Raw genomic sequence first — 22,308 nt, 5'->3', positions numbered from 1 at the left:
TGAATTTCATCGGCATGTTTGCGATTCTTCACCGGCGGTCATCCGCTAGTTCTGCAACATAAACGTTTCATACTCCAGCCGGTTGAATTTATGTGACAGGATAAACAGGCTGAGAAAGGCCGACAGCGTCACCGAGGCGGCGAACCCGTAACCGAAGGTCTCTGCGCCCAGATGCAATGTGGCGAAGGTGAATATCAGGTTCGAGATAAAAAAACATGCTGTAATGATCAATACTTCCCGGCGGGCGTCGAGATAAAAAAGCACGTTGAGTATCGCCATCAGCAACACCTGGACACTCACGGCAACGACATCGATATAAAATAAATGGATATATAACGGAGAAATACCCACCACGTGCAATAGTTCTCTGCCCCATAGCAGGCACAGCACGACCGTTAAACCCTGCACCTTGAAAATCTCGTAGATCCCCTGGCGCGCGGCATATACCATCCGGTCCCGCCGGTATTCGATATGCATAAGCGTGTCGCCTTCGCGGACCGCGCGGTAAAAGCGTTCGTGCTGTTCGGCGAAATCGGCTTCCATACTCACCAAAAATACGGCCATGCCGGGCAGGATGAACAGGTAGGCCAGGAAAATGGGAAGGTCGTAAATGATGGATGCCCGCAGCGGACCGATCACGGCCTCGGAGGTAACCGGCACAAACCAGAAAATGAATTTATCGACCCATATCGCCAGATAATAAAGCGTGCCGACCGCGAACAGGGTATAAAAACTGCGGCGGTTGTGGAGAAAATCAAATTTGACCAGGGAGCGTCCCGGGTATTCGCGAACGATGTGGTGCAGAAACGAAAATAGCAGGTAGCCATGACCGATCAACACGCCCAGCAACAAGCCGTTCAGTTCCCATGAAGAGGCCAGGAGCGCCACGACAATGCCAACGGAATAACCCCTGACCAATGTCCAGACGATCAGGCGGTAGGCTTTCATTCCCGATAGAAAAATCAGATTGATCCACAGGCCGCTCAGAATAATGAAATTGCTCAGCAACAATAACTGTTGAAAAAACGGCCCCGAGAAAGACAGGAAAATGAAAGGCGCGGCCCACGCGAAACCGCCCCCCATTGTGACCAGCAGTACGCCAAACAGGTTTGGCAGTACTTCCGCCCTGCGGCCCGCATAAGTCTGATCCGCAACAAAACGCGTAAACATCAGTTGCATGCCGCCAGTCCAGATTAACGAACCAGCCATCAGATAGGTCACACAAATCTGAAAAGCATTCACCTCCTTCTGGGCCACGCCGAGAATAACGGCAAGAATGCCGATCATCATGATGCTAAGGATGGAGAGTACCCAGGGGCCGCCGCTGACCAAGCCTGCATAACCATAGGCGCGCAATACCGACCAGTAGCTGTCGCGCTCCAGGATTTTGCGAATTTCGGAACCGATGCTTGTCATATTCGAACAGGGCTGGATTGCGCGGCGGCAGTGAGCGACTGCATATACAGGTTTCGATAGGAAGAAAACATCAGCTTGTCGTCATAGTAACGCTTCACGCGTTCAAGACCGGCCCGCTGCGCCGCGCGCCAGCGTTCGGTGTTATTGAGCAACTCCAGCGCCGCTTTTGCCGTCCCTTCCGGATCTGCGATAAAAACAACGCTTCCGGCCGCGCCCAGCGCGCGGTCTTCATCGCCGCTGCCCTCGATGAGTTCGCGGCAGGAGCCTACATCCGTTGCCAGGCATGGCACGCCGCTGGCAAATGCCTCGAGCACCACCAAGGGCAGGGCTTCGCTGATTGAAGTCAGGACCGTCAAGCCCAATTGTGGAAGAATCTCGGTCACATTCTGAAAACCCAGGAATTTGACATGATCTGTCAAACCGAGACTGGTAACCAGTTCCTTGCATTCGGCGACATACGCGGGATCCTCATCTTCCGGCCCGACAATCCATCCCTCCGCGTCGGATCGCTCATTGACCAGCATTCGCAATGCGCGGATAAATGTTTTGATATCCTTGATGGGCACCACGCGGCCGATCAACCCGAGGACCGGTGGAATTCCCTCGGGACGTTTTGCAAGCGCGCCCTGATAGCGTTGCAAATTGATCCCGTTGGTGATGACACGCGTTTTCTCCGGCGCTGCGCCATCCGCAATCTGCCGTAGGCGATTGCCTTCATACAACGTAACGATGCGTGATGCTTGCGCGTAGGCCATGCGGCCGATCTGCTCGTAGAATTTGATCCAGAGGCCCCGGATATATCCCATTTCATCGTGCAGCGTATTGCAAACATCATCGTTATAATCATGAATCCAGGTTGCCTGGGATAAATCGATTTTCCGCTCTTTGGTGTAGATGCCATGCTCCGTGAGCAGGAACGGGATGCCGCGCCGCAAATGAATCATCGCGCCCAGCAATCCGGCATAACCTGTCGAAATAGCGTGCACTGCCCTGACTTCGGGCAAGCCGGCGGCAATATCCGCCAGCACGAACAGGGGGGCATGCATGGCGCGTATGGCCCAGAAATAATCGACAAATGAAGGGTCCGTGCAACGTTCCCGGTACTGCTCGGTAATGTACTTCCATGAAGCTTCGCTATACAGAAAGTCTTCTTCGCTGACCCCCTCCCGGGAGCCCAGGCGGGCAAACGCCTTCATCATGTCCGCGCCGGACATTTGTCCGGGCTGCCGCATGTGCGCATGCAACTCGCCCATTTCCGAAAAAGCCCGGGGATTGCCCTTGCGCGCGCCTCCTTTATGCGGTTTGTCGGGATTCAGCAGATAGTGCGTTTCAACATGGGTGACGTTGGGTGGAAATTGATACTGCGCGGCGCCATACATTTTCTGTTCGCCACCGATAAAAATAACGGCGAATGTGAGTTCCGGCAAGCCGCTGATGATCTGGTGAACCCAAGCCGAGACACCGCCGCGGATGTAAGGGTAAGTGCCTTCGAGCAACAATGCGATATCGGCCACCGCGCCGCTGGCCTGTACTGCCGGCACCGCCTGTGCCACGCCTGTCCCGGCGGGACTATTCACTTGTTCCACCATACTTTCACCTGCGCCAGTTCCCGCCCCTTTTCTCCCGGCCTTGTCAGTGCCGTCATACAGCGCTTCACTTCTGAAAATTTCCGTTCATTGAACGCGATCTCTGCAAGCCACGGCAGGATCTTTTGTTCATCCACGCCCCCCGCCCGCGCGCTGGCGAAGGCCTCCCTCGCCGGCGCGAGATCACCCGAATCCAGCAGAATCCGCCCATATAATAACCAGCTGCCCGCGTCGGCGTTCGCATGGGCGGGCGAATCGGCGGGCGCATCGTCATCGTTAATGGCAGCCATGGCAGGGATAGCCGGTATAGCGGACGCATCGGAATCGGACGGTGCGGATGTGGCGATCCTTGGGCCAAGCACACGCTCCATATGGCGCCGGGAGGTCTGCAACCAGTGCTGCCTGACCGCGCCTTGCGCCAGACGGTGATATACCATCTCCCAGCATAACGCGGCGATTGTCTTATGGTAGCCGTGCTGCATGCGAGCCGGAACGCCAGGCAGCGCTTCGGTCAATACCCGGATCTGGTCGGTCAGTTTTTTTTCGCTATCATCCTTCATGGCGTAGGCCAGCAGCCGCACGTCATCGATGGGATCACGGGTCGCCTTTGACCACACCATCATGGCCTCGCGTGCCGGCATATGCCGCGTCGCCATTACCGCTCTTAACCGCTTCAATGGCCGTTCGGCAAAATGCACAATCTGGCGCAGCGCCCCCTGGCTGTAGGGCGGTACGGGGACAATGATGGGTGGCGAGAACGGCAGCTCAGGCAAGGCAACGATTTTCACGGTTTGTGAAGAACGGCTGCGCGGGCGTTTCAAGGCGCCGATAACGCTCCATAGCAGTCCCAGCGCACCGAGCACCGGCAGCATCCATAAAAATATGAACAACAAACCCAAGCTTCTCCGCGCGGGCAATTTATATCGGCGCGGCAGCAGTTGCCAGAAACCCCGCGCAAGATAATAGGATGAAACAGCGTGCAGCATGACGGCGGCCAGCACAATCCAGTAGCTCCCGCCCACCCAGAGCAGCAGGCCAGCCAGCACCTCTGCCGCCAATCCCAACAGCATGGGCGGGCGAACCATCAGCGGATCTCCAGGGAACGAATCCTTTGCGGATCGATTTGATCAATGGCTAACAGCTCGCTTGTCACCTTCGCAAGCCCCCCCTCCGCCCGTTGCATCCATACCTGTGCCTCCGCGGCACCGGTTAAAGGCAGCATGATCCAGATCACTGGCTGGCCGTTATCGCGGGCCATGCAGATCAGATCAATGGCGCGGATCGAAGTCCTGAGCTTCTCATAAGCGCCCGTAACGTCGGCCGATGCACCTGACAATCTCAGGAGCATTGCGTCGAGCTTGAATTCTTTAAAATCCTGATACATCCGTTCAAACGCGCTGATAAAACGTGTGCTGGAGGAAGCGGCCGCGCCAAAACGAAGGTGATCGACGCCATGCGCCACGAGCACCGCGACCAGTTTCAGGTTGTTTTCGTGAAACGCAAAAAATGGCATGGATCGTATCAGCAGCATGGCGTGGATCTCACCGCTTGAATCAGCCACGGGAATAGCGGCCAGCAGCTGGTTTTGATCTATCGCATTTTGGGTGAGGAGGTTTACCGCCGCCAGCTCGCCACTTTCAAACGCGGCCCCCAATACCGGGTCGCTGTCATCGATCGTGAATTTTTCGCCGACGCACGCCAGAATCTCGGTGGTATCAATATGGTCCCCCCGTATGCCGACGATGCATGCCTGTGTGAGTGAGCCGTAGTCCGCCACGAATTCAAGCAGTTTTTGCAGAGAAGCCGCGGTTAATCCATTGACGCCATCGACGCCATCAAGCGCCGATTGCAAATGCATGATGCCCTCACGCAACGAAAGCCCGCTATTCGCCACGGTTTGCTCCAGGCGATCATGGGATAAGCGCAGCAGCTGATAATTGCGGGTAAATTCCTCAAGACGTTCCGCGCGGTACTGGTACGCGCCCTCCAGGCGGTGCAAGCGGCGCCCCCACATATCCCGAAACTCTCCCGCCACCATGGCCATGACAACAACACCGAGCGCCCACGGTAGCGGAAATTCGGACGCGATTTGCCATTGCTGATCAATAGCCACGCCCAATATCGCCAGGATAAGCAATGCACTGACGAAACCGTAAACGAATCCATAGCGTAACCCGGCCAGCAAAGGACCCAATACCGGCCATGGAAAACCGCCGCCCAACCGGAAAGGGTCCTGCTGCTGCGTCACGAACGATGCGGCCATCACGATAGCGGTCAATACGAACGTTTCCAGCCATCCGCTCCATGTCGATGCGGAAGTGTCGGCGTTAACGACTTCGATGCCCTCCAGCCAGGGTTTTTTCATGGCGTTATCTGCTCCTGCTCTGGTGTGGATGTCTCCTGTAATTCGCGAATCTTCGCTAGCGTCTGCCGGCAGACATCCAGCTCATCGTTCAACGTGCTTCGATTCGGCGCCGCTTCTCCCGCCAGCCATCGTCCGGCCCGATCGACATCATCAATGGATAACGGGGGCATGCCTTCGGGTGAAGGTCCGGCCGGCTGCTGCTGCAGGTGATTGGAAATCGCCGTTAATTTCGCTGATACCGCGGCCTGTGCCTGCGGATCGTTGCTTCTTGCCGCATCGGCAAACTCTGCCCAAGCCGGCAACGAAAGGCGTTCAAGTTGACGCTTCAGCGCAAAGCGGCCCGCATTATCCATATTTTTTGAAAAACCCCAGCGCTCGCGTACCGATTGCCATTTCTTTGAGTCATCTACGCCAGCGGCCTGCGCATTCGAATCTTTCGAATCAAGGAAATATTCGGCTAAACGTGGCGGATATTGCACCCCGGCTTGATTGGAACGTCCAGACGCAAACATTTTTAGCGCGCTGAACCGGGCATGGTTGGCATTTGCGGGGCATCCCGCCCACTCCATGTTATCGGCTAATGTCAACGTCCATAAAAAATTCCTTGGTCTTGTCGTCAGCGATAGCAGGTACCACTCCGCCGCCTGGGGCGATTTGCCCAAGGTGTGCTCTGCAGCCGCCAGTGCTTCCGCCAGGGGCGGGCTGACCACTGCCTGTCCGCGATACCGGTGGACCAGCGCATCCAGCAATGGATTATCGATTTTTTTATCCGACAATAGCAGCCAGATCATCGCCTCGGTCGCTTCCGGATCGGGCCCTCGCAGCCGCAAGACCTCGCGCAGCGCGTGGCGTGCGGCGTCCCGCTCCCCCTTGCGCATTTTGCGTATCGATTGAAAATACCAGTAATCGGGCGCCTGCGCTATCGCCGACGGCATTTCTTCCGCCAATGATAGCCAATGCACCACTTCGTCCCAATTCTTCCGTTTCCATGAAAACCGCATGAGGCGCTGCAGATCTTCGATGCGGTGCAACCGTTCCCACCCATAACGCGCGAGGCGCTCACTTTTTTTCTCATCGCGGTGACGCACCGCCAGACGTTGCAGATTTTCGAGTATCTGCACGTCCGCCGGCCGGAGAGCCAGCGCCTTTTCGTAGGCTCTCTCCGCCTCGGCATCCTGACCTAACTGGGTGGAAACCTTGGCCAGCAACAGCCAATATGCTTCAGCATACTCAGGGTCGGGCGCATCGAACTCACGCAATAACTCGAAGCTTTTCTGTGCATGCCCCGCCTCTTCGTATAGCCGGGCCAGCGCCAGTCTCTGCTTCCCATTCCGCACCGCGGGCATTTCCTGCTGCACGGCGAGCGCAGCGCTGGGCTTGCCTTGAAGGACCAGCACCTGCGACAGTGCTTTCAGCGTTTCCGGCGGATTATCGAAACGTTCGGCATGGCTGCGCAATTGTTGTTCCACATGAGAGGGCTCCCCAATGGCAAGACCGGCGGCGACATAGGCTTCGGCTTCGGCGCCAGTCAATTCGCGGCGCGTCATGACGGCTTCAAGCAGCTGCACCAGGGCTTTATGGTCCGGTTTCGCCTGGGCAAGGGCAAAGGCGCGTGTTTCGGCCTCGCTGTCGGCATCATGCCGCGCAAAGGACAGCCATAAAGCCAGGGCTTCGTCCGGCTGCGCGTTCCAGTCATAGACGCGAGCAACCAGTCGATGGCGGTCACTGCCGATGACCAGGGAATTTTTCAGGCGTGCAGCATTCGCCAGGCTTTCGCTCAACAGGCCCATCGATAACTGTAATCGCATGATGCGCTCGGTTATTGCCCGGTTGTCGGGCGATAACCTGCTTGCCTCTTTCAACCACGCCAATGCATGCTCGCGATCCTCGAGTGGTTCGGCGATATCGGCAGCCAGCAATAAAAGCTCGGCATCGCCTTTGATGCTTCCCAGCATCCGCACCGCAGCCTTCAGCGCCTCCTGATCAATGCCCGCCTGCAGATAAGCGCGTAACGCGGATTTCGCAATCTCCGCCCTTTTCTTCGCCGTTCTTTCAAGCGAAAAAGCCTTGTAAAGATTCCGCGCAGCCAACAGAGGCTGGTTAGCCGACATACGCTGCTTCGCGGCAAAAACAAGCCAGCTCGATTTTCGATCGTCACTTTCGTCCAATATGACGAGTAGCTGCTCGAAGGTTTCGGCCAATACCGACGGTTCGGCAAACTGCTCCGCTGCGACGACAACCTGTCTTAATTCCCGGTCAGTGCTCGCAAGGTGCAACAGTGAAGGAATGAGCTCGGTGATGCGGGCACGCAGCCCCGCTTCGATGTCTTCCGGCGGATGCCGGTAGATCTGCTGCAAGGACAATTTGAGTTCCGCCAGACGGATTTCGTAGGTCAGGTCCGATTCGGGCACACGGTACAACGGATCAATAGCGCGAACCGCCTCATCAGTCAGACCCGCTTCCGTCAATACCTGGACCAATGACAAACGCAACGGGGCATTGTTCGGGTCGGACTGGACCAGGACACGAAGATAGGCGACCGATAACGCGTCCTTTGCCGACAGGTTGGATGGATCCCTGAATGCCGGCTGGCGGGGAAATAATATCCAGAAAGCGATTAAAAGCACCGCGCTCATGAACATCAGCGCGGGGGCGTTCAATAGCGATTCCCGCTGGGCTTCAGCACGCAAGGCGGAATTCCCCTGAAGCATTCCCTTCCGGAATTTCATACACGGAATGCCCGCCCTGCTGGCGGGCAGTCAATGTCCCGCCATCCACCTTGAGCGTGCAGGACGCGGGAACCCCGAGCGTTAAACCCCCGCGCGGCTCAAATAAAAACGTGGCGGACCCATCGGCATTGAGGTGCCATGATTTGAGCGGCGCGCTGGCGTCGATCAATCGTAAATCCGAGGCCTTGTCGCGGCTAGCCTTGAGAATGGCGTGGTTGCGCGCGAGATGAATATAGCGATCGGTGTCCCGGTCGGAATACCCGACAACATCGGTTGAAATTTGGGGAGTCATTTCCGGGACGGGTAATCGCACCGTTCTGAGCGCATCGCCGAAGAGCGACCAATCGCCATTGAGTTCGCGTGCAATGCTTGCCGTTTGGAAAGCCCGTGCACGCTGGGCATACTCATCGACCCAGAGACTCAGCACATTTTCTTTAAGCTGTTCGTCGGCCAACTGATCCAGAAGCTCCGCCCCGTGCGCATGTAACATTGCGTCGGCGTGAAACGAGATCGACGAGACACGCAGCCGGCGCGCGAGGTTGAGCTCCTGGTTCCACTCACTGATTTTGCCGAAATTCAACGCCTCGCCGTACCAAAGCCGTGCAAACAATGGCTCGCCGATTAAGGGCGTCAACACCTGGGTACCCCAATACGTTGGGCGCAGCGTCGGAAAAAGATCCGCTAACGATAACAGCCCGCTCTGCCAACTCAAGCCGCCGCCGCCATAATGCGGCAGAGCACCTTTTTCCGCAGCCGCCAGGGCGGCCGGACCAGGCTTCCCATCGCCGGACCAGATCAGCAACAACGGTGAGTCGGGTGCCACTGATTGCAGAAATTCAATGGTGCCCGCGGTCTCGCGCGTCATTTCCGCCGCATAACCCTCCATGAATACGCCATAGCGATAAGGCTGCTGGTCGGCGTCCTTTTTTCCCTCGAATATTCCCCAGTAGAAAGGATGGCTGTACGTATGGCTGGCCAATCGAACCTGCGGCATGGCCGCCAGTTGCTGGACTTTGCCGCGCTGGCTTTCGCTGGTTACCTCAGCTTCGATGACACCTAGCGTTATAGGCGTCATGCGTTTTTCGATCCATGCCTGAAGCCGGTCGATGACTTCAACATTTTGCGTGTCTTTCGCGAACAGGCGATCGCCACGCACCTCGACAATGCCCATCCGGCGTCCGTTTTCTGTCGTTAAATCAAACACGGGCTGCGTCCGCAGGCGCAACGCGGCTTTAAAAAAAGAAAAGGGATCCAGCAGCCATTCGCGCCGGCCGGACGCGCTTTCGGTCATTATGTGGGGGTGCAACGCATACCCTCCCCACGCGCCGACAGCAATCGGGTGAAACAGGTTGACTCCGTCGGTCAGCGTCAACCACGCGTCTTTCCCATCGGGAATACGGACATCGGGCGTGCCGCTGCCCACCACCGGCGCTATGGCTGGCCGGCCCAGGCGCTGGTTGGCGTTGCCAAGTTGAAGTTTGTGCGTTGTGGGTTGCAGCTCCCCTTGATAATTGATCAAGCTCCGGCAGGCAACGCCCGCGGGCAAATGGCCCATGAACACCACCGGCAAACCCGACTCAACTTCGGTTTTCAAATGCGCGCAGACGCTCTCATAGCGGCCCTCGCTGTCTTCGGGCAGCCATGCAATGATGCCGGCATAACGGCCGACGAGCGGCTCGATTGGCAAGGGAATCTGGTCGACATACCAATAATCGAGAGCCAGGCCAAGATATTCCAGCGGCATTGCGGCATGCTTGAACAACTCCTGGTCCATTTGCTGTGAAGGCGTTCCGCTCACGATAGCCAGCAGTTTGCGGGGAGCCAAACGCAGGCGACCATGCCCCAGCCAGGTGAGATCGCCGTTGGCCACCCACGGCATGAATCCGAGCTCGACAATTTTACGCGCTGTTTTTTCGGCTTCGATCCAGTCTCCCGGTTCGACATAATCCAGCACGGTAATCGGTACCTTGAATTCATCTTGCGCGCGCTTCAGCTGCTTGATCAGCCATTCACGATTTTCTTCCTTGGTCGGCGCATGCTTGCCGGTGACCGGGTCGAAACCATGAAAGAGCGATTCCGCAACCATTCCATCGGCATACTGGCTGGCGCGGTCCAGTACCTCGAAACCGCGGTTAAGAATGAGCTTGCAACCGGGAAAACGCCGCTTTATCTCCGCCAGCAACGCAACCAGCCCTTTTTCCTGCTCCTCGCGGATTTTTCCTTCGCTGGTTACAAGCATATAGCTATCAACGGTATCGAGAAAAAACGCACGGTATCCGGCGCGCCACAGGCGGTCGAAATGCTGCTCCAGCAGATATTCGTGCCAGCCGGGATCAGTCATGTCCATCACCAGGCTATTCCATGCCGGGTTAACGCCGATCGACCATTTGGTTTTGATACGCGCCATATCCTCGCTGTTGCGCGCGATCTCGCCGAATGAAACGTAAGCGAATATCAGCGAGTCCAGGTTCAACAACGCTGTTTTCTCATGCGGCAAAATCTGGCTGGGTTGAATGACGATCTGGTCGAAATGACGCAAATCTTCCACCGGAGGACGGCTTCCGTAGTAGAACACGATGTCGCGCTGTTCCAGGGTATCGGCAAACACGGTCGGCACCATGAGCATCAATGACGGCAACAGGCGGTAAATGAGGAAACGGAGAAACAGCATTTTGTGATTAACCAAAATCCGGCAGTTGTAGCGGTCTCATTAAAAAGGTGAAGAGCAGGCGGCAAAAAAGCCTCCGCGGGTCCTGGCGCTGCGTTGAAAATGGGTAAAAAGCGCAGCCACTCGCTGAATTCAGAGCTAAATATTTTCCGTTTATTTCCACAGGCAGCTGACGGGATGCCGGGCATGGAAGAAATGAAACGCCAACTTGGCCTGCCACTCCATCTCTCCGCCGCCAGGCGTTAGCAAAACCTGTCACGATAACTGGTTAGCGGAACCCTTTGAAAATCGATGAAGCGACTCTGACGGATTACCCATCAGAAAGGGATTTTTCGGCGGCTCCCCCGCGATTGCGCGGGCAATGCTGTGTTCACAGCATGGCGCTGGTCTTGCCCCTTTCCGCCGACAAATAAAAAGCGTCACTGATGTATGTCTTTTCCCCTGGGAAAACCCTCAGGCGTTCGCTAAATAAGGTAGTGGCATGATCTCAAGCTGGGGACCGCTTAAAGACCTCCAAAAAATTTTACCGGCTTCAATGCTGTTTGTCTGTGTGACAGCTAACACATCGAATCCGCCGCCCGGCGCAGGAGCCGCGTTGACCACCGTGCCGCTAGATTGCTCCCCCATATCGGTACTGAACAGCTCGTCTCCGGCGGCAACCGGCGTTATTGTGGACGATGCCGGCACCGGGATATTGGCAAGAACCATGCGACGCTTGATTTTACCCAGATACTCGGTGCGAGCGACGATTTCCTGTCCAGGATAACAGCCTTTCTGGAAACTTACCCCCCCGAGCGCCTCCAGATTTACCATCTGCGGTACAAAATGCTCCTGAGTGGCAGTAGTAATCACCGGAACGCCGGCTTTTATTTCCAGCCAGTCCCAACAGGGCGCTCCCACCGGCATGGCGTCTTTGCTCAAGCGCTCCCACACGACGGGAGCGTACGCGGGAGCGATGACGAGTTCAAAACGATCTTGCCCAAGACGGATTACACTTCCCTGCTGAGCATGGATCACTTCCAGATGCGAGACCGGAGCGGTGCCCAGAATTTCCCGCACTAACGCATGGGCATGGCTCCCGGCTACGCCGATGCGTATCCATGCATCGCTACTATCGGACAACCCGACTTTAGCGCGCAGGACAAACATGGACAGGCGCTTTTGGATAGCCGCCCGCAATGCCGCCGGCAACTGCATGACATAACCATTGGCGCCAGGGAATACGAGGTGCCAGATTAGAAAACTTGCCAGCATCCTGCCTTTGGGATTGCAATAACCCCCATAGAGAGCGGTCGAACGGTCAGCGGCGGTGTCGATCTTTCTGACGTCGCAAGTCAGCTGACCTTGCAGGAAGGATTGGGCATCCTCACCCGTAAAATGAATCAGGCCAAAGTGCGAAAGATCGGCCAGTACGGTAGCGGACCGAACGGTCTCCAGCTCGGCGGCGCTATTCCCATAGTTCACGACGCGACCGTCTTGAATCACCGCGTTGCGACTTTGCAGATAGGCTTGCCATGTGAAATTCATGCGCGACAACGAATGGCTGGTGAAAGGAAAATTCATTATACGGCCAATACAGGGTTCGGATAAACGGCTAATTGCCGCCAGCCTCCGGACTTGAAGAACGAATTGAAGAACCGTGCGAAAAATTGGCTCTTTAAGCTCGGCAAGCTGCCCAAGAGTGCGATAATTGCTTATGGTTGCTCCTTCGCTCATCATTCGTCTCGACCGCTCCATACGCCTCGCCATGACGCTGAGTCTTGCCCATTTTTTCGCTATCGGCATTCTCTGGCCGTTGATGTTGCCCATGGCAGCCAAGTTGATAGGCACCGTTATATTGGCTGCCAGCCTGATTTTCTATTTGAGGCATTACGCGCTGCTGCGTTCTCCGGGATCGGTGGTGTCTCTCGAACTGTCGGACGAAATGGTTTGCACCCTTGAAACACGGCACGGAGAACGCATTCCCTGCATGCTGCTGGGCAGCAGCTTTGTTGCGCCTTACCTGGCGGTGCTCGATTGGAAGCCCATGGAGCTGAGGGCATCCTTGCTGCCGTGGCAACGGTTTCCCGCACGCAGCGTAGTGATCCTGCCGGATGGAATCGACGCGGAAGAGTTCAGGCAACTGCGCGTACTGTTGCGATGGAAGTGGAAAGACGCGAAAAACGCGGATTGATGCGCTCTCATTTCCATGCAGTGCCTCCTGGCACGGGACTAATAATTTTGAGCCAGGGCGACACAATAAAAACGGTGGGTGATCTGGCCTGCCGAGACCCCAGATTCACCATATGAGAAATTTTAGCTGCGGCACAGACGGGACGGATCACAACATGAATTTCCAGCAGTTACGCATTATCCACGAAACGGTTCGAAAGAATTACAACCTGACCGAGGCAGCCAATGCCCTGTTTACTTCTCAATCCGGCGTCAGCAAGCACATCAAGGATCTGGAAGATGAATTGGGCATTGAACTGTTCGTGCGCAAGGGCAAACGGTTGCTTGGATTGACTGATCCCGGCAAGGAACTGGTAAAGATCGTGGAGCGCATCCTGCTCGATGCAAAAAACGTCAAGCGCTTGGCCGAACAATTCAGCAACCGGGAGCAGGGACGGCTGACGATTGCCACCACCCATACGCAGGCACGATATGCGCTGCCCTCCGTGGTGGCGCAATTCAAGAAGGCATTTCCCCAGGTGCATCTCGTCCTGCATCAGGCCAGCCCCGGTGAAATCGTCTCGATGCTGCTCGACGGCGTCGCGGATATCGGCATCGCTACGGAAGCGCTGGAGAGCGTTGCGGAACTGGCGTCATTTCCTTATTATTCCTGGCACCATGCTGTCATCGTGCCGCCCGGGCATCCGTTGGAGTCGAACCATCCGCTCACGCTTGAAGCGATTGCCGAGTTCCCGATTATCACTTACCACGAAGGCTTCACCGGCCGGACAGGAATTGATGAGGCATTTGCAAAGGCCGGACTGATGATCGACATCGCGATGTCGGCGCTTGATGCTGACGTCATCAAGACTTACGTCGAGCTCGGGCTGGGGGTGGGGATTGTTGCCTCAATGGCATTCAATCCCGCACGGGATACCCGGCTCCACCTGCTCGACAGTTCGCACCTATTCGAGAAAAATACGACAAATATCTCCGTTCGGCGCGGCCATTACCTGCGCGGTTATGCCTACCGCTTCATCGAACTTTGCCTGCCCTCCCTGAGTGAAGCGGCCATCCGGTCAGGCGTCAAGCCCGAGGCCGATGTAGAGCTTGATACCTGATCTGACTATCTGCCCTAAGATCTCCCTCTGCCGACGACTGTACACTTCAAAAGCCGGCTACGTTTCTTAGATGCTTATATATTTCTGGCCTATGTGAAGCTCCTTGCCGAAATGTGCCTCCCAAGCGACTTGGTACGCCTTTTCCATATTGATCTATAGAACGTAATATTTGAGCGAATGTGATAGTTTCTTCGGTACTAAATCTATCCAAACTCGCAAAGCGGATCTCTTGAGATGCTTCATTAATAAGTAGCGCTTTAGGCACTTTATTAAACACATCTATGAAAAGGACCGTCTCGGCACTCCATCGCGAATACTCTTTGCTGTTCCAACCCGGAAATTCCGTAGCCTCCTCTACCGCAAGTCCTAAAAACATAATTGCCGTCCAATTGAGAGCTATTATTCTACCGAACTCATCAGAGATCCCCGATATAGCAAGCTTCGCGACATCTAATGCGTTTCTGGCCCGTTTTCGATCCGGTAACGAATATCTATGTTCAAGTTCATTACGTGGCTCAATTATTAATTCGTGTACAACGGGTGGTATCGATATTCCGATTTTTTCTAGTACTTCAATTTTATGTGGATAGTTTTTTTTTAGGATTTTACCGAGATGATTTGTAATGAGTAGATTATCAAGTTTGCTGCATACCGCTAGCTTCGCGTTAGAAATACAGCTATTTAATCCATAGTTGCTCGCCTCATCGTAACCACATTGAGCCCATTCGAGATATGTCTTTGATGAAATTAGGCGTTTCTCCTCGAAATCCAGACACTTATGAATGATTGCCGTATCCTTTAGCATTTCAACGCCAATCATAATATCCTTAGGTCTAACTTCTTGAGTTACATATGTTTTCATTAAAAACTCATTCTCTATAAATTGCTGAAGCTTTCCAATTTCAATGGACAATCTACCTTAGGATAGTCGGCTCGGTTTTCTTTTAAGATTTATTTTCCGCCTATAGATCTGCTTGAGATCGCCAAGAAAAGTATCAACCACCTCATCTGTCACAGGCGCGGTACCGACGCCTTCAAGCAGGAAATCTTACGAAAAAAGCTTTCCTTCCATTGAGGTTTATATTTTTCTTGAGCCGTAATGCCTGAACTTAAGTGGATATCTGGTTCGGATAATGGTTGGGCTAAATCTATATGATTGCCAGACTGATTCCAAGCTAGGGGAGCTAGTCCTCAAAACGCTATGCGTCTTCCCCCAGGAACCCGCCGCTTTGGCGGTTCCACAGGCGCGCATAAAGCCCCCCGGACGCGATGAGGTTCTGATGACTTCCTTCTTCCACGATGCGGCCCTTATCGATCACGATCAGGCGGTCCATCGCTGCAACAGTTGACAGGCGATGGGCTATCGCTATCACTGTCTTGCCTTCCATCAATCGGTACAGGCTCGACTGAATCACCGACTCCACTTCGGAGTCCAATGCGCTCGTCGCTTCATCGAGCAAAAGTATGGGGGCATCTTTCAGCATGACGCGCGCGATTGCAATTCGCTGGCGCTGACCCCCCGAAAGTTTTATTCCACGCTCACCCACATGCGCATCGTAGCCTTTGCGCCCCATCGGATCATTCAGGCCTTCAATAAAGCTATGCGCTTCGGCCCGCTTCGCGGCAGCGATCATATCCGCATCGGTCGCCTCCGGCCGGCCGTACAGGATATTATCCCGCACCGAGCGATGCATGAGTGACGTATCCTGGGTGACCATCCCGATATTGGCGCGCAAACTGAGCTGGGTAACATATTTGATGTCCTGTTCGTCAATCAATATGCGTCCCTGCTCGACGTCATAGAATCTAAGCAGCAAATTTACGATGGTTGACTTGCCGGCGCCTGAGCGTCCCACCAATCCAATTTTCTCACCCGGCCTGATATGCAGTGAAAGATGGTTGATTACCGGAATATTCCCCCCATAGCAAAATACGACATCCTCAAACCTGATATCTGCATGATCGATCCGGATAGGTTTGGCATCCGGATAATCGGTCACCATATGCGCGCGAGATAACGTGCTGATACCGTCCCGGACCGTACCCACCTGCTCAAACAACGAAGCCATTTCCCACATGATCCAGTGAGACATGCCGTTAAGCCGCAGCGTCATTGCCCCGATGGCGGCAACCGCACCGACGCCTATCTGATCTTCGGTCCACAACAGCAAAGCCAGGCCAACCGCGCTGATGACAAGAATCGCTCCGATAATTTGATTGGCAATTTCAAAAGTGGAGACTAACCGCATCTGGCTATGCACCGTTTTTAGAAACTCCTGCATGGCCGACCTTGCATAACTCGCTTCCCTGCCGGCATGCGAGAAAAGTTTTACGGTCGCGATATTCGTGTAGGCATCGCTGATACGCCCCGTCATGAGAGAACGGGCGTCGGCCTGGGATTGGGACACTCGGCTCATCCGCGGCACGAAATACCGCAATGCAAAAAGATAGAGGACAAACCATCCCAGAAAAGGGATCAAAATCCAGGTATTAAAACTGCCGACCACCGCAACCAGCGTAAAAAAGTAAATCGTCACATAGACGAGAATGTCCCCCAAAATAAAGCAGACGTCGCGTAGCGCCAGAGCCGTTTGCATGACCTTGGCCGCTACCCGGCCGGCAAATTCATCCTGATAAAAGTTCATGCTTTGATTAAGCATCAGCCGGTGAAAATTCCATCGCAGCCGCATCGGAAAATTTCCTCCCAACACCTGGTGCTTGACAAGATTTTGCAATCCGACCAGCAAACCGCTCCCAATCAATAGCCCGGCAAACAGGAGAAGCATATGCCCTTCCTGTTCCCATAGACGGGAAGGCGGTGTATCGTTCAGCCAGTCGACAACCTTCCCCAGCATGGCAAATAACAGCGCCTCAAACGCGCCGATGGATGCGGTCAGCAGGATCATGGCAACCAGATACCGCCGCACGCCATCGGTAGCCTCCCATACGAAAGCTAAAAAACCCCTGGGCGGGATCCTGTCCGTCGTTTCGGGATAGGGATAAATTACTTTTTCAAAAAAACTGAACATTCAAAACCTTGGTCGTTAAGTACGCTAAACACCGCCTCTGCCGGCAGTGCGTGGTCCCTGAAAATAGTAATTCAGAGGGTTTTGGTGCAATATTCACCTGGAAATGTCTTTGATATGGTGAACAAGAGGTGAAGCTGAAGAGTATGGGCCGCGAGTATGGAACCGCTTGCCAGTTATCCAAAGTTTTCAACAAGCGTCGACTTAAGCGGCCGGCACTTGCCCGGGGATACCTTGATCTCGGTTTGAATCCTCAGCGGTACCATCGCGAGCAGGATATTCTTGCCCAAAGGCTGGCAAGATACAAGGGGAAGCAAGGCCGCACGCCGACAGCCAGGAAAACAGCCAATGGCTATAAAGCGATGGAGCGATAATGCCAGGTGCGTATGCACATCTTACTGTGGTGAATCTGGTCAGGGAACCCGTCCGGCTTGAGAAGCACGGGTTTATCCCTCAAGCGATCATCCCGGTACTGGATTATTTCCGCTTCTGCGAGCTTGGCGCAGTCAGCCCGGATTACCCTTACCTCGACATCCTTCATCCTGATGCCGCCCCTTGGGCCGACCGGATGCACTACGAAAAAACCGGCGATATGATTAAAACAGGAATCGGCCTGATTAAAACACTGGATGGCGCGCAGCGGCAGAAGGCGTTTTCCTGGCTGCTGGGATATGCCAGCCACCTGGTAACGGATGCCACGATCCATCCAGTTGTTGAACTGAAAGTAGGCGAATACCAGAAGAACAAGGATAAGCACAGGGTGTGCGAAATGCATCAGGATGCCCATATCTTTCAGCGATTGAATGTAGGTGAGATAGGGCTGTCCGAACACCTGGATTCGGGAATCTGGGGATGCTGCGATAAACCCGATAGCGGGAAACTGGACCCGGCAGTCGTAAACACCTGGCAGAGCATGCTGGAAACCTGTTATTCAGCGCTATATCGAACCAATCCCCCCATCATCGATAACTGGCACGGCGCATTCAAGGCTATCGTCGATAAGGCGGAAGAAGGAAATGTGCTCCCTCCGTTTGCGCGCCATGTTGCCGCCAATATCGGCCTCGCCTATCCGGCCGTTGCCGATCTCGATACGCAGTATTTGGAGAACCTGGCTACGCCCCTCGGCGCCATGAGTTATGACGAGATATTCGACCGGGCGATGGAAAATGTGCTTGGAGTGTGGTCGCTGATCGCCAGCGCCGTGTTCAAAAATGACACCCTGTATCAGACCGCAATCGATAACTGGAACCTTGATACGGGAAAAAACCACAATGGGACCTACGTCTATTGGAGCGGGCCGGCATGATCGTGACCAGGAAAACAACAACTGCCGTCGTGATTGCGGTCTCTATCCTGGCGGCGTGCGCGTCCAGCCAAAAATATCCCGACAGCGAGGAAATGTATGTGAAGGCTTCCGCGCTGACCAAATTGTCAGCCGCGGTGGAATCGACAGTGCGCTACAAGAATCCTCCACCGGAACTTGGCGAAAGCGAATTGCTCGCGCTGGCAACCGGGCATGACCCGGTACTACTGGAAAATTTCAAAGGCTACCGGGTAAAGGTGCTGCGCAAGGATCGGCACTCGGTGGTGCTCGTCTGCGATGCAGTTGGCACACATGCTTTACTGGAAGATGCCGGATGTACCGGGCCGATGGACCGCGAACGCTGGAAAGGGAGGTTGACGCCATGCGAGTTCTCGATCGATACGGCAGCGGTATGCGGGGGAGATTGAATGCCCCTTCAATATACGCTTCCCGAGACCGGACTTGCGGGCCAGAAAAACTGGCAGCTCGCCACTGGCGTAAAAACCGGGGATGGATGAGCTCGGTAAATGGCGAACCGCTCCCTCTCATCAATATCCTTCTCCTCGCGACCTTATTTCTGATTTTGCAAGATTTAGCAGAATTTAGCAGAAACAGCTTTTGTGTCTGCTAGCGAACAGAAGCGACTTGCGCGGCCCTCCATTATTACCGAGTCAATGTTTTATTGGCGAAACGCTCATTCGAACACATCAATCAAGGAGAAGAAACAATGAAAAATTTGCTCGCCGTGCTGGCAATTTCCCTGACGCTCCCCGCGTTTACCGCTACCGCCCAAACAGAAGGTATGAAAGGCGACCTCAATGATGCCGAAATTGCCCACATTGTCGTTACGGCCAACGACGTTGATATTGAGGCCGGTAATCTTGCAAAGAAAAAGGCAAAACATGAGGATGTTCATGGCTACGCTCACCGGATGATTTCCGAACACACCGACGTCAACCAGCAGGCGAAGGATCTCGTAAAAAAACTTGGTGTAACGCCGAAGGATAATGCGATCAGCCAGAGCCTCAAGGAAGACGGCAAAAAGAACCTCGATAAATTAAAGGATCTGAGCGGCAAGGAATTCGACAAAGCCTACATCGACGGTGAAATCACCCTCCACGAAAAGGTAATCAATGTGGCTGACAACAAGCTGGTGCCCAGTGTCAAGAACGAGGAACTGAAAGCCTTGCTGGTCAAGGTTTACCCGTCGCTTGTCTCGCACCTTGAGCATGCCCGGAAAATCAAGGGTACGCTGGGCGACAAGTACTAACAGAAGGCGCGGCCAAGACCGATCGCTCCGCCAGCCGTTGCCGACCGGTCAGGCGGAGCTGTCCATTATGTTGAGACGCCGTGGATACCTGTACCTGGTACGCGGGTTGCTCAATGGCAAATGCACCCATTGCTTCCGTTGTTTCTTCAACACGTTTTGGTGATTCCGCTTCCTGTACGGCTTGCGTCAACCCGTGCATTGATGCCGCACGTCAAACACGCTACCGTTTCAACACCGTATCCCGCGCCTCCGGCAGCAGCTCGGGATAATCCCGGCTGTAGTGCAAGCCGCGGCTTTCGTGGCGCAGCATGGCGCTCTGCACGATCAGGTCAGCGGTATCCACAAGATTGCGCAATTCCAGCAGGTCGCTGGTGACGCGGAAATTGGCGTAATACTCGTTGATTTCTTCGTGCAGCAGCTTGATGCGGTGCTGCGCGCGCTGCAGGCGCTTGCTGGTGCGGACAATGCCCACATAACTCCACATGAAGCGCCGCAGTTCATCCCAGTTGTGTGAAATGACGACCTCCTCATCGGCATTGGTAACGCGGCTTTCGTCCCATTGCAGCAGCTCGGCGGGCGGTGCGGAGGGTTGGCTGGTAATGTCCTCGGCTGCCGCCTGGCCGAAAACCAGGCATTCCAGCAGCGAGTTGCTCGCTAGCCGGTTGGCTCCATGCAGGCCGGTATGGGCGGTTTCGCCGATGGCGTACAAATTCTCCAGGTCGGTCTTGCCATCCCAGCCGGTGACGATGCCGCCGCAGGTGTAGTGCGCGGCGGGCACGACGGGAATGGGCTGCCTGGTGATATCGATGCCGAACTCCAGGCAGCGGCTATAAATGTTGGGGAAGTGTTCCCTGAGGAAGTTTGCGGGCTTATGGGAGATATCCAGATAAACGCAGTCAAGCCCCCGTTTCTTCATCTCAAAGTCAATCGCGCGGGCGACGATATCGCGCGGCGCAAGCTCCGCACGCGCATCGTGCTGCAGCATGAAGCGCGAGCCATCGGGAAGCTTCAGCAGACCGCCCTCGCCTCGCACCGCCTCGCTGATCAGAAAGGATTTGGCATGAGGATGATAAAGACAGGTGGGGTGGAACTGTACGAATTCCATATTCGCCACGCGGCAGCCCGCGCGCCAGCCCATGGCGATGCCATCGCCGGTGGCGGTATCGGGATTGGTGGTGTAGAGATACACCTTGCCGGCGCCGCCGGTCGCAAGAACCGTGTTATGGGCAGCGATCGTGTTGACTTTGCCCGCCGCGCTGTCCAGCACATAGGCCCCATAGCAGCGATTCCCATTCCTGCCGGGGTGGACCAATTTGGCGCCAGTAATGAGATCGATCGCGACATGATGTTCAAGCACCGTGATATTCGGATGCGTGCGCGCTTTTTCGCTCAGAGTCCGTTGCACCGCCTGCCCCGTCGTATCCGCCGCGTGGATCACGCGCCGCACGCTATGGCCGCCTTCCCGCATCAGGTGATAACCCGTTTCGCTGCCATGATCGCGGGTGAACGGCACGCCCTGGGTGATAAGCCACTGGATGGCCCGCGGACCATTTTCCACCACGTAACGCGTCACCGCCTCGTTGCAGAGACCCGCACCCGCGGCAAGCGTGTCCCGGATATGTGTCTCGGGCGAGTCTTCTTCCGATAGCACCGCGGCAATCCCCCCCTGCGCCCAGCCGCTGGCCCCATCCAGTAGCGCCTGTTTTGTGACCAGCCCTATCCTCCTGCTTTGCGCCAGGTTGAGCGCAAGGGTAAGGCCAGCCAAGCCACTGCCGATGATCAGCGTATCGAAATGAATCTGGGAAACCTGGGTTTGCATGGTTTTTTTCCTTGGAACAGGAAATCATAACAGACTGATAGCAAACTGGGGTTTTCGTCCAGCCTCTACATCTTTACCTAATAACCACGTTTTCAAGTGAACTAATTCAGATTGCCTGTTGTCTCTTGCTACAGACCGGGCACAGTATGCCTTGGTGATTTCCTCGATGACCTTTGAACGGGTATACTTGGGTGGCAACGTCATAACGTGGCAATCCAAATATAAATCATAATATTCAGGGGTCAGGCGGGATGGGTGACCGGGAAATCGATCAGCAGCTGGTGGAACGCGCGCAACGCGGCGACAAACAAGCGTTCGATCTGCTGGTGGTCAAGTATCAACGCAAGCTGGCGCGGTTGCTGTCGCAATTCATCCGCGATGCAGCCGAGGTGGAAGACGTGACGCAGGAAGCCTTTATCAAGGCCTACCGGGCGCTACCGTCGTTTCGGGGTGACAGCGCGTTTTATACCTGGCTGTACAGGATTGGGATTAATACTGCGAAGAATTTTCTGGTGGCGCAAGGGCGGCGGGCGCCGACTACCAGTAACGGATTTGATAGTGAAGATGCGGAAGGCTTCGAGGAAGGTGGCCATTTACGTGAGATGAACACGCCGGAAAGTGAACTGACGAGCAAACAGATCGCGCAGACGGTGAATCAGACCTTGCATGAACTGCCCGAAGAATTGCGCACGGCAATTACATTGAGAGAGATTGAGGGACTGAGTTATGAGGAAATTGCAGTCATCATGAACTGTCCCATCGGTACGGTGCGATCACGAATATTTCGCGCCCGGGAAGCCATAGCGGAAAAATTACGGCCCTTGCTGGGGACCGGCAAAGATAAGAGGTGGTAG

Annotated in this window: 17 protein-coding genes; 7 read left to right on the top strand and 10 right to left on the bottom strand. The window is 55.0% G+C overall.

The genetic code is table 11. The annotated features are described in order from the left end of the window. Window positions 1–45 precede the first annotated feature (45 nt). From pelG to BLP45_RS01260, 7 genes are all read right to left on the bottom strand, one after another. Window positions 46–1,416 (bottom strand): exopolysaccharide Pel transporter PelG, encoded by a 1,371-nt coding sequence (gene pelG, locus BLP45_RS01290; protein ID WP_090369006.1) that lies wholly within the window; start codon window positions 1,414–1,416, stop codon window positions 46–48. Next, complete coding sequence (gene pelF / locus BLP45_RS01285) at window positions 1,413–3,005, bottom strand: GT4 family glycosyltransferase PelF (RefSeq protein WP_090369004.1); 1,593 nt, start codon at window positions 3,003–3,005, stop codon at window positions 1,413–1,415. The genes pelG and pelF overlap by 4 nt, the downstream gene beginning before the upstream one ends. Continuing rightward, window positions 2,990–4,087, bottom strand: a complete 1,098-nt coding sequence (locus BLP45_RS01280) for a protein PelE (RefSeq protein ID WP_090369001.1) — start codon at window positions 4,085–4,087, stop codon at window positions 2,990–2,992. The genes pelF and BLP45_RS01280 overlap by 16 nt, the downstream gene beginning before the upstream one ends. Continuing rightward, window positions 4,087–5,367 (bottom strand): protein PelD, encoded by a 1,281-nt coding sequence (locus BLP45_RS01275; RefSeq protein ID WP_090368999.1) that lies wholly within the window; start codon window positions 5,365–5,367, stop codon window positions 4,087–4,089. Before BLP45_RS01275 ends, BLP45_RS01280 begins: the two co-directional genes overlap by 1 nt. Next, window positions 5,364–8,096, bottom strand: a complete 2,733-nt coding sequence (locus BLP45_RS01270; RefSeq protein ID WP_256327620.1) for a tetratricopeptide repeat protein — start codon at window positions 8,094–8,096, stop codon at window positions 5,364–5,366. The genes BLP45_RS01275 and BLP45_RS01270 overlap by 4 nt, the downstream gene beginning before the upstream one ends. Further along, window positions 8,047–10,767, bottom strand: a complete 2,721-nt coding sequence (locus BLP45_RS01265) for an endo alpha-1,4 polygalactosaminidase (protein WP_090368997.1) — start codon at window positions 10,765–10,767, stop codon at window positions 8,047–8,049. The genes BLP45_RS01270 and BLP45_RS01265 overlap by 50 nt, the downstream gene beginning before the upstream one ends. Window positions 10,768–11,217: 450 nt before the next feature. Continuing rightward, on the bottom strand, window positions 11,218–12,327 hold the full coding sequence (locus tag BLP45_RS01260; protein WP_371128722.1) for a CAF17-like 4Fe-4S cluster assembly/insertion protein YgfZ: 1,110 nt from the start codon (window positions 12,325–12,327) through the stop codon (window positions 11,218–11,220). 133 nt (window positions 12,328–12,460) lie between these two features. Between BLP45_RS01260 and BLP45_RS01255 the strand changes: the two genes are divergently transcribed. Together BLP45_RS01255 and BLP45_RS01250 are read left to right on the top strand one after the other, a co-directional pair. Beyond that, window positions 12,461–12,937, top strand: a complete 477-nt coding sequence (locus BLP45_RS01255) for a protein YgfX (protein WP_176754619.1) — start codon at window positions 12,461–12,463, stop codon at window positions 12,935–12,937. 154 nt (window positions 12,938–13,091) lie between these two features. After that, a complete protein-coding gene (locus BLP45_RS01250) occupies window positions 13,092–14,036 on the top strand; it encodes a CysB family HTH-type transcriptional regulator (protein WP_090368993.1) in 945 nt (314 codons plus the stop codon). Between the two features lie 46 nt (window positions 14,037–14,082). Here the strand turns inward: BLP45_RS01250 and BLP45_RS01245 are convergent, their stop codons facing one another. Both BLP45_RS01245 and BLP45_RS01240 read right to left on the bottom strand, forming a co-directional pair. After that, window positions 14,083–14,898: a hypothetical protein gene (locus BLP45_RS01245; RefSeq protein WP_090368991.1), complete on the bottom strand. Its 816-nt coding sequence runs from the start codon at window positions 14,896–14,898 to the stop codon at window positions 14,083–14,085. A gap of 337 nt (window positions 14,899–15,235) precedes the next feature. Next, window positions 15,236–17,065, bottom strand: a complete 1,830-nt coding sequence (locus BLP45_RS01240; protein ID WP_090368989.1) for an ABC transporter ATP-binding protein — start codon at window positions 17,063–17,065, stop codon at window positions 15,236–15,238. 128 nt (window positions 17,066–17,193) lie between these two features. On the opposite strand from BLP45_RS01240, the gene BLP45_RS01235 reads away from it, so the two are divergent. The 4 genes from BLP45_RS01235 to BLP45_RS01220 all read left to right on the top strand — a co-directional run bounded on the left by BLP45_RS01235 (window position 17,194) and on the right by BLP45_RS01220 (window position 19,635). Next, the gene (locus BLP45_RS01235; RefSeq protein ID WP_090368987.1) at window positions 17,194–17,436 is read left to right on the top strand and encodes a hypothetical protein; all 243 of its coding nucleotides are present in this window, start codon (window positions 17,194–17,196) and stop codon (window positions 17,434–17,436) included. Continuing rightward, the gene (locus BLP45_RS01230; protein ID WP_090368985.1) at window positions 17,436–18,368 is read left to right on the top strand and encodes a zinc dependent phospholipase C family protein; all 933 of its coding nucleotides are present in this window, start codon (window positions 17,436–17,438) and stop codon (window positions 18,366–18,368) included. The genes BLP45_RS01235 and BLP45_RS01230 overlap by 1 nt, the downstream gene beginning before the upstream one ends. Then, a complete protein-coding gene (locus tag BLP45_RS01225; protein ID WP_090368983.1) occupies window positions 18,365–18,793 on the top strand; it encodes a hypothetical protein in 429 nt (142 codons plus the stop codon). The genes BLP45_RS01230 and BLP45_RS01225 overlap by 4 nt, the downstream gene beginning before the upstream one ends. 299 nt (window positions 18,794–19,092) lie before the next feature. Beyond that, the gene (locus tag BLP45_RS01220; protein ID WP_090368981.1) at window positions 19,093–19,635 is read left to right on the top strand and encodes a DUF4142 domain-containing protein; all 543 of its coding nucleotides are present in this window, start codon (window positions 19,093–19,095) and stop codon (window positions 19,633–19,635) included. 220 nt (window positions 19,636–19,855) lie between these two features. On the opposite strand, the gene nadB is transcribed toward BLP45_RS01220, so the two are convergent. Then, entirely contained in the window at window positions 19,856–21,454 is a 1,599-nt protein-coding gene (gene nadB / locus BLP45_RS01215) for an L-aspartate oxidase (RefSeq protein ID WP_090368980.1), read from the bottom strand. A gap of 251 nt (window positions 21,455–21,705) precedes the next feature. Between nadB and rpoE the strand changes: the two genes are divergently transcribed. Next, window positions 21,706–22,308: an RNA polymerase sigma factor RpoE gene (rpoE, locus tag BLP45_RS01210; RefSeq protein ID WP_090368978.1), complete on the top strand. Its 603-nt coding sequence runs from the start codon at window positions 21,706–21,708 to the stop codon at window positions 22,306–22,308.

It is taken from the genome of Nitrosospira sp. Nl5 (genome assembly GCF_900102495.1).
GTDB lineage: Bacteria > Pseudomonadota > Gammaproteobacteria > Burkholderiales > Nitrosomonadaceae > Nitrosospira.
Note: the sequence above shows the minus strand (reverse complement) of the source record. Positions and strands in the feature narration are given on the sequence as shown.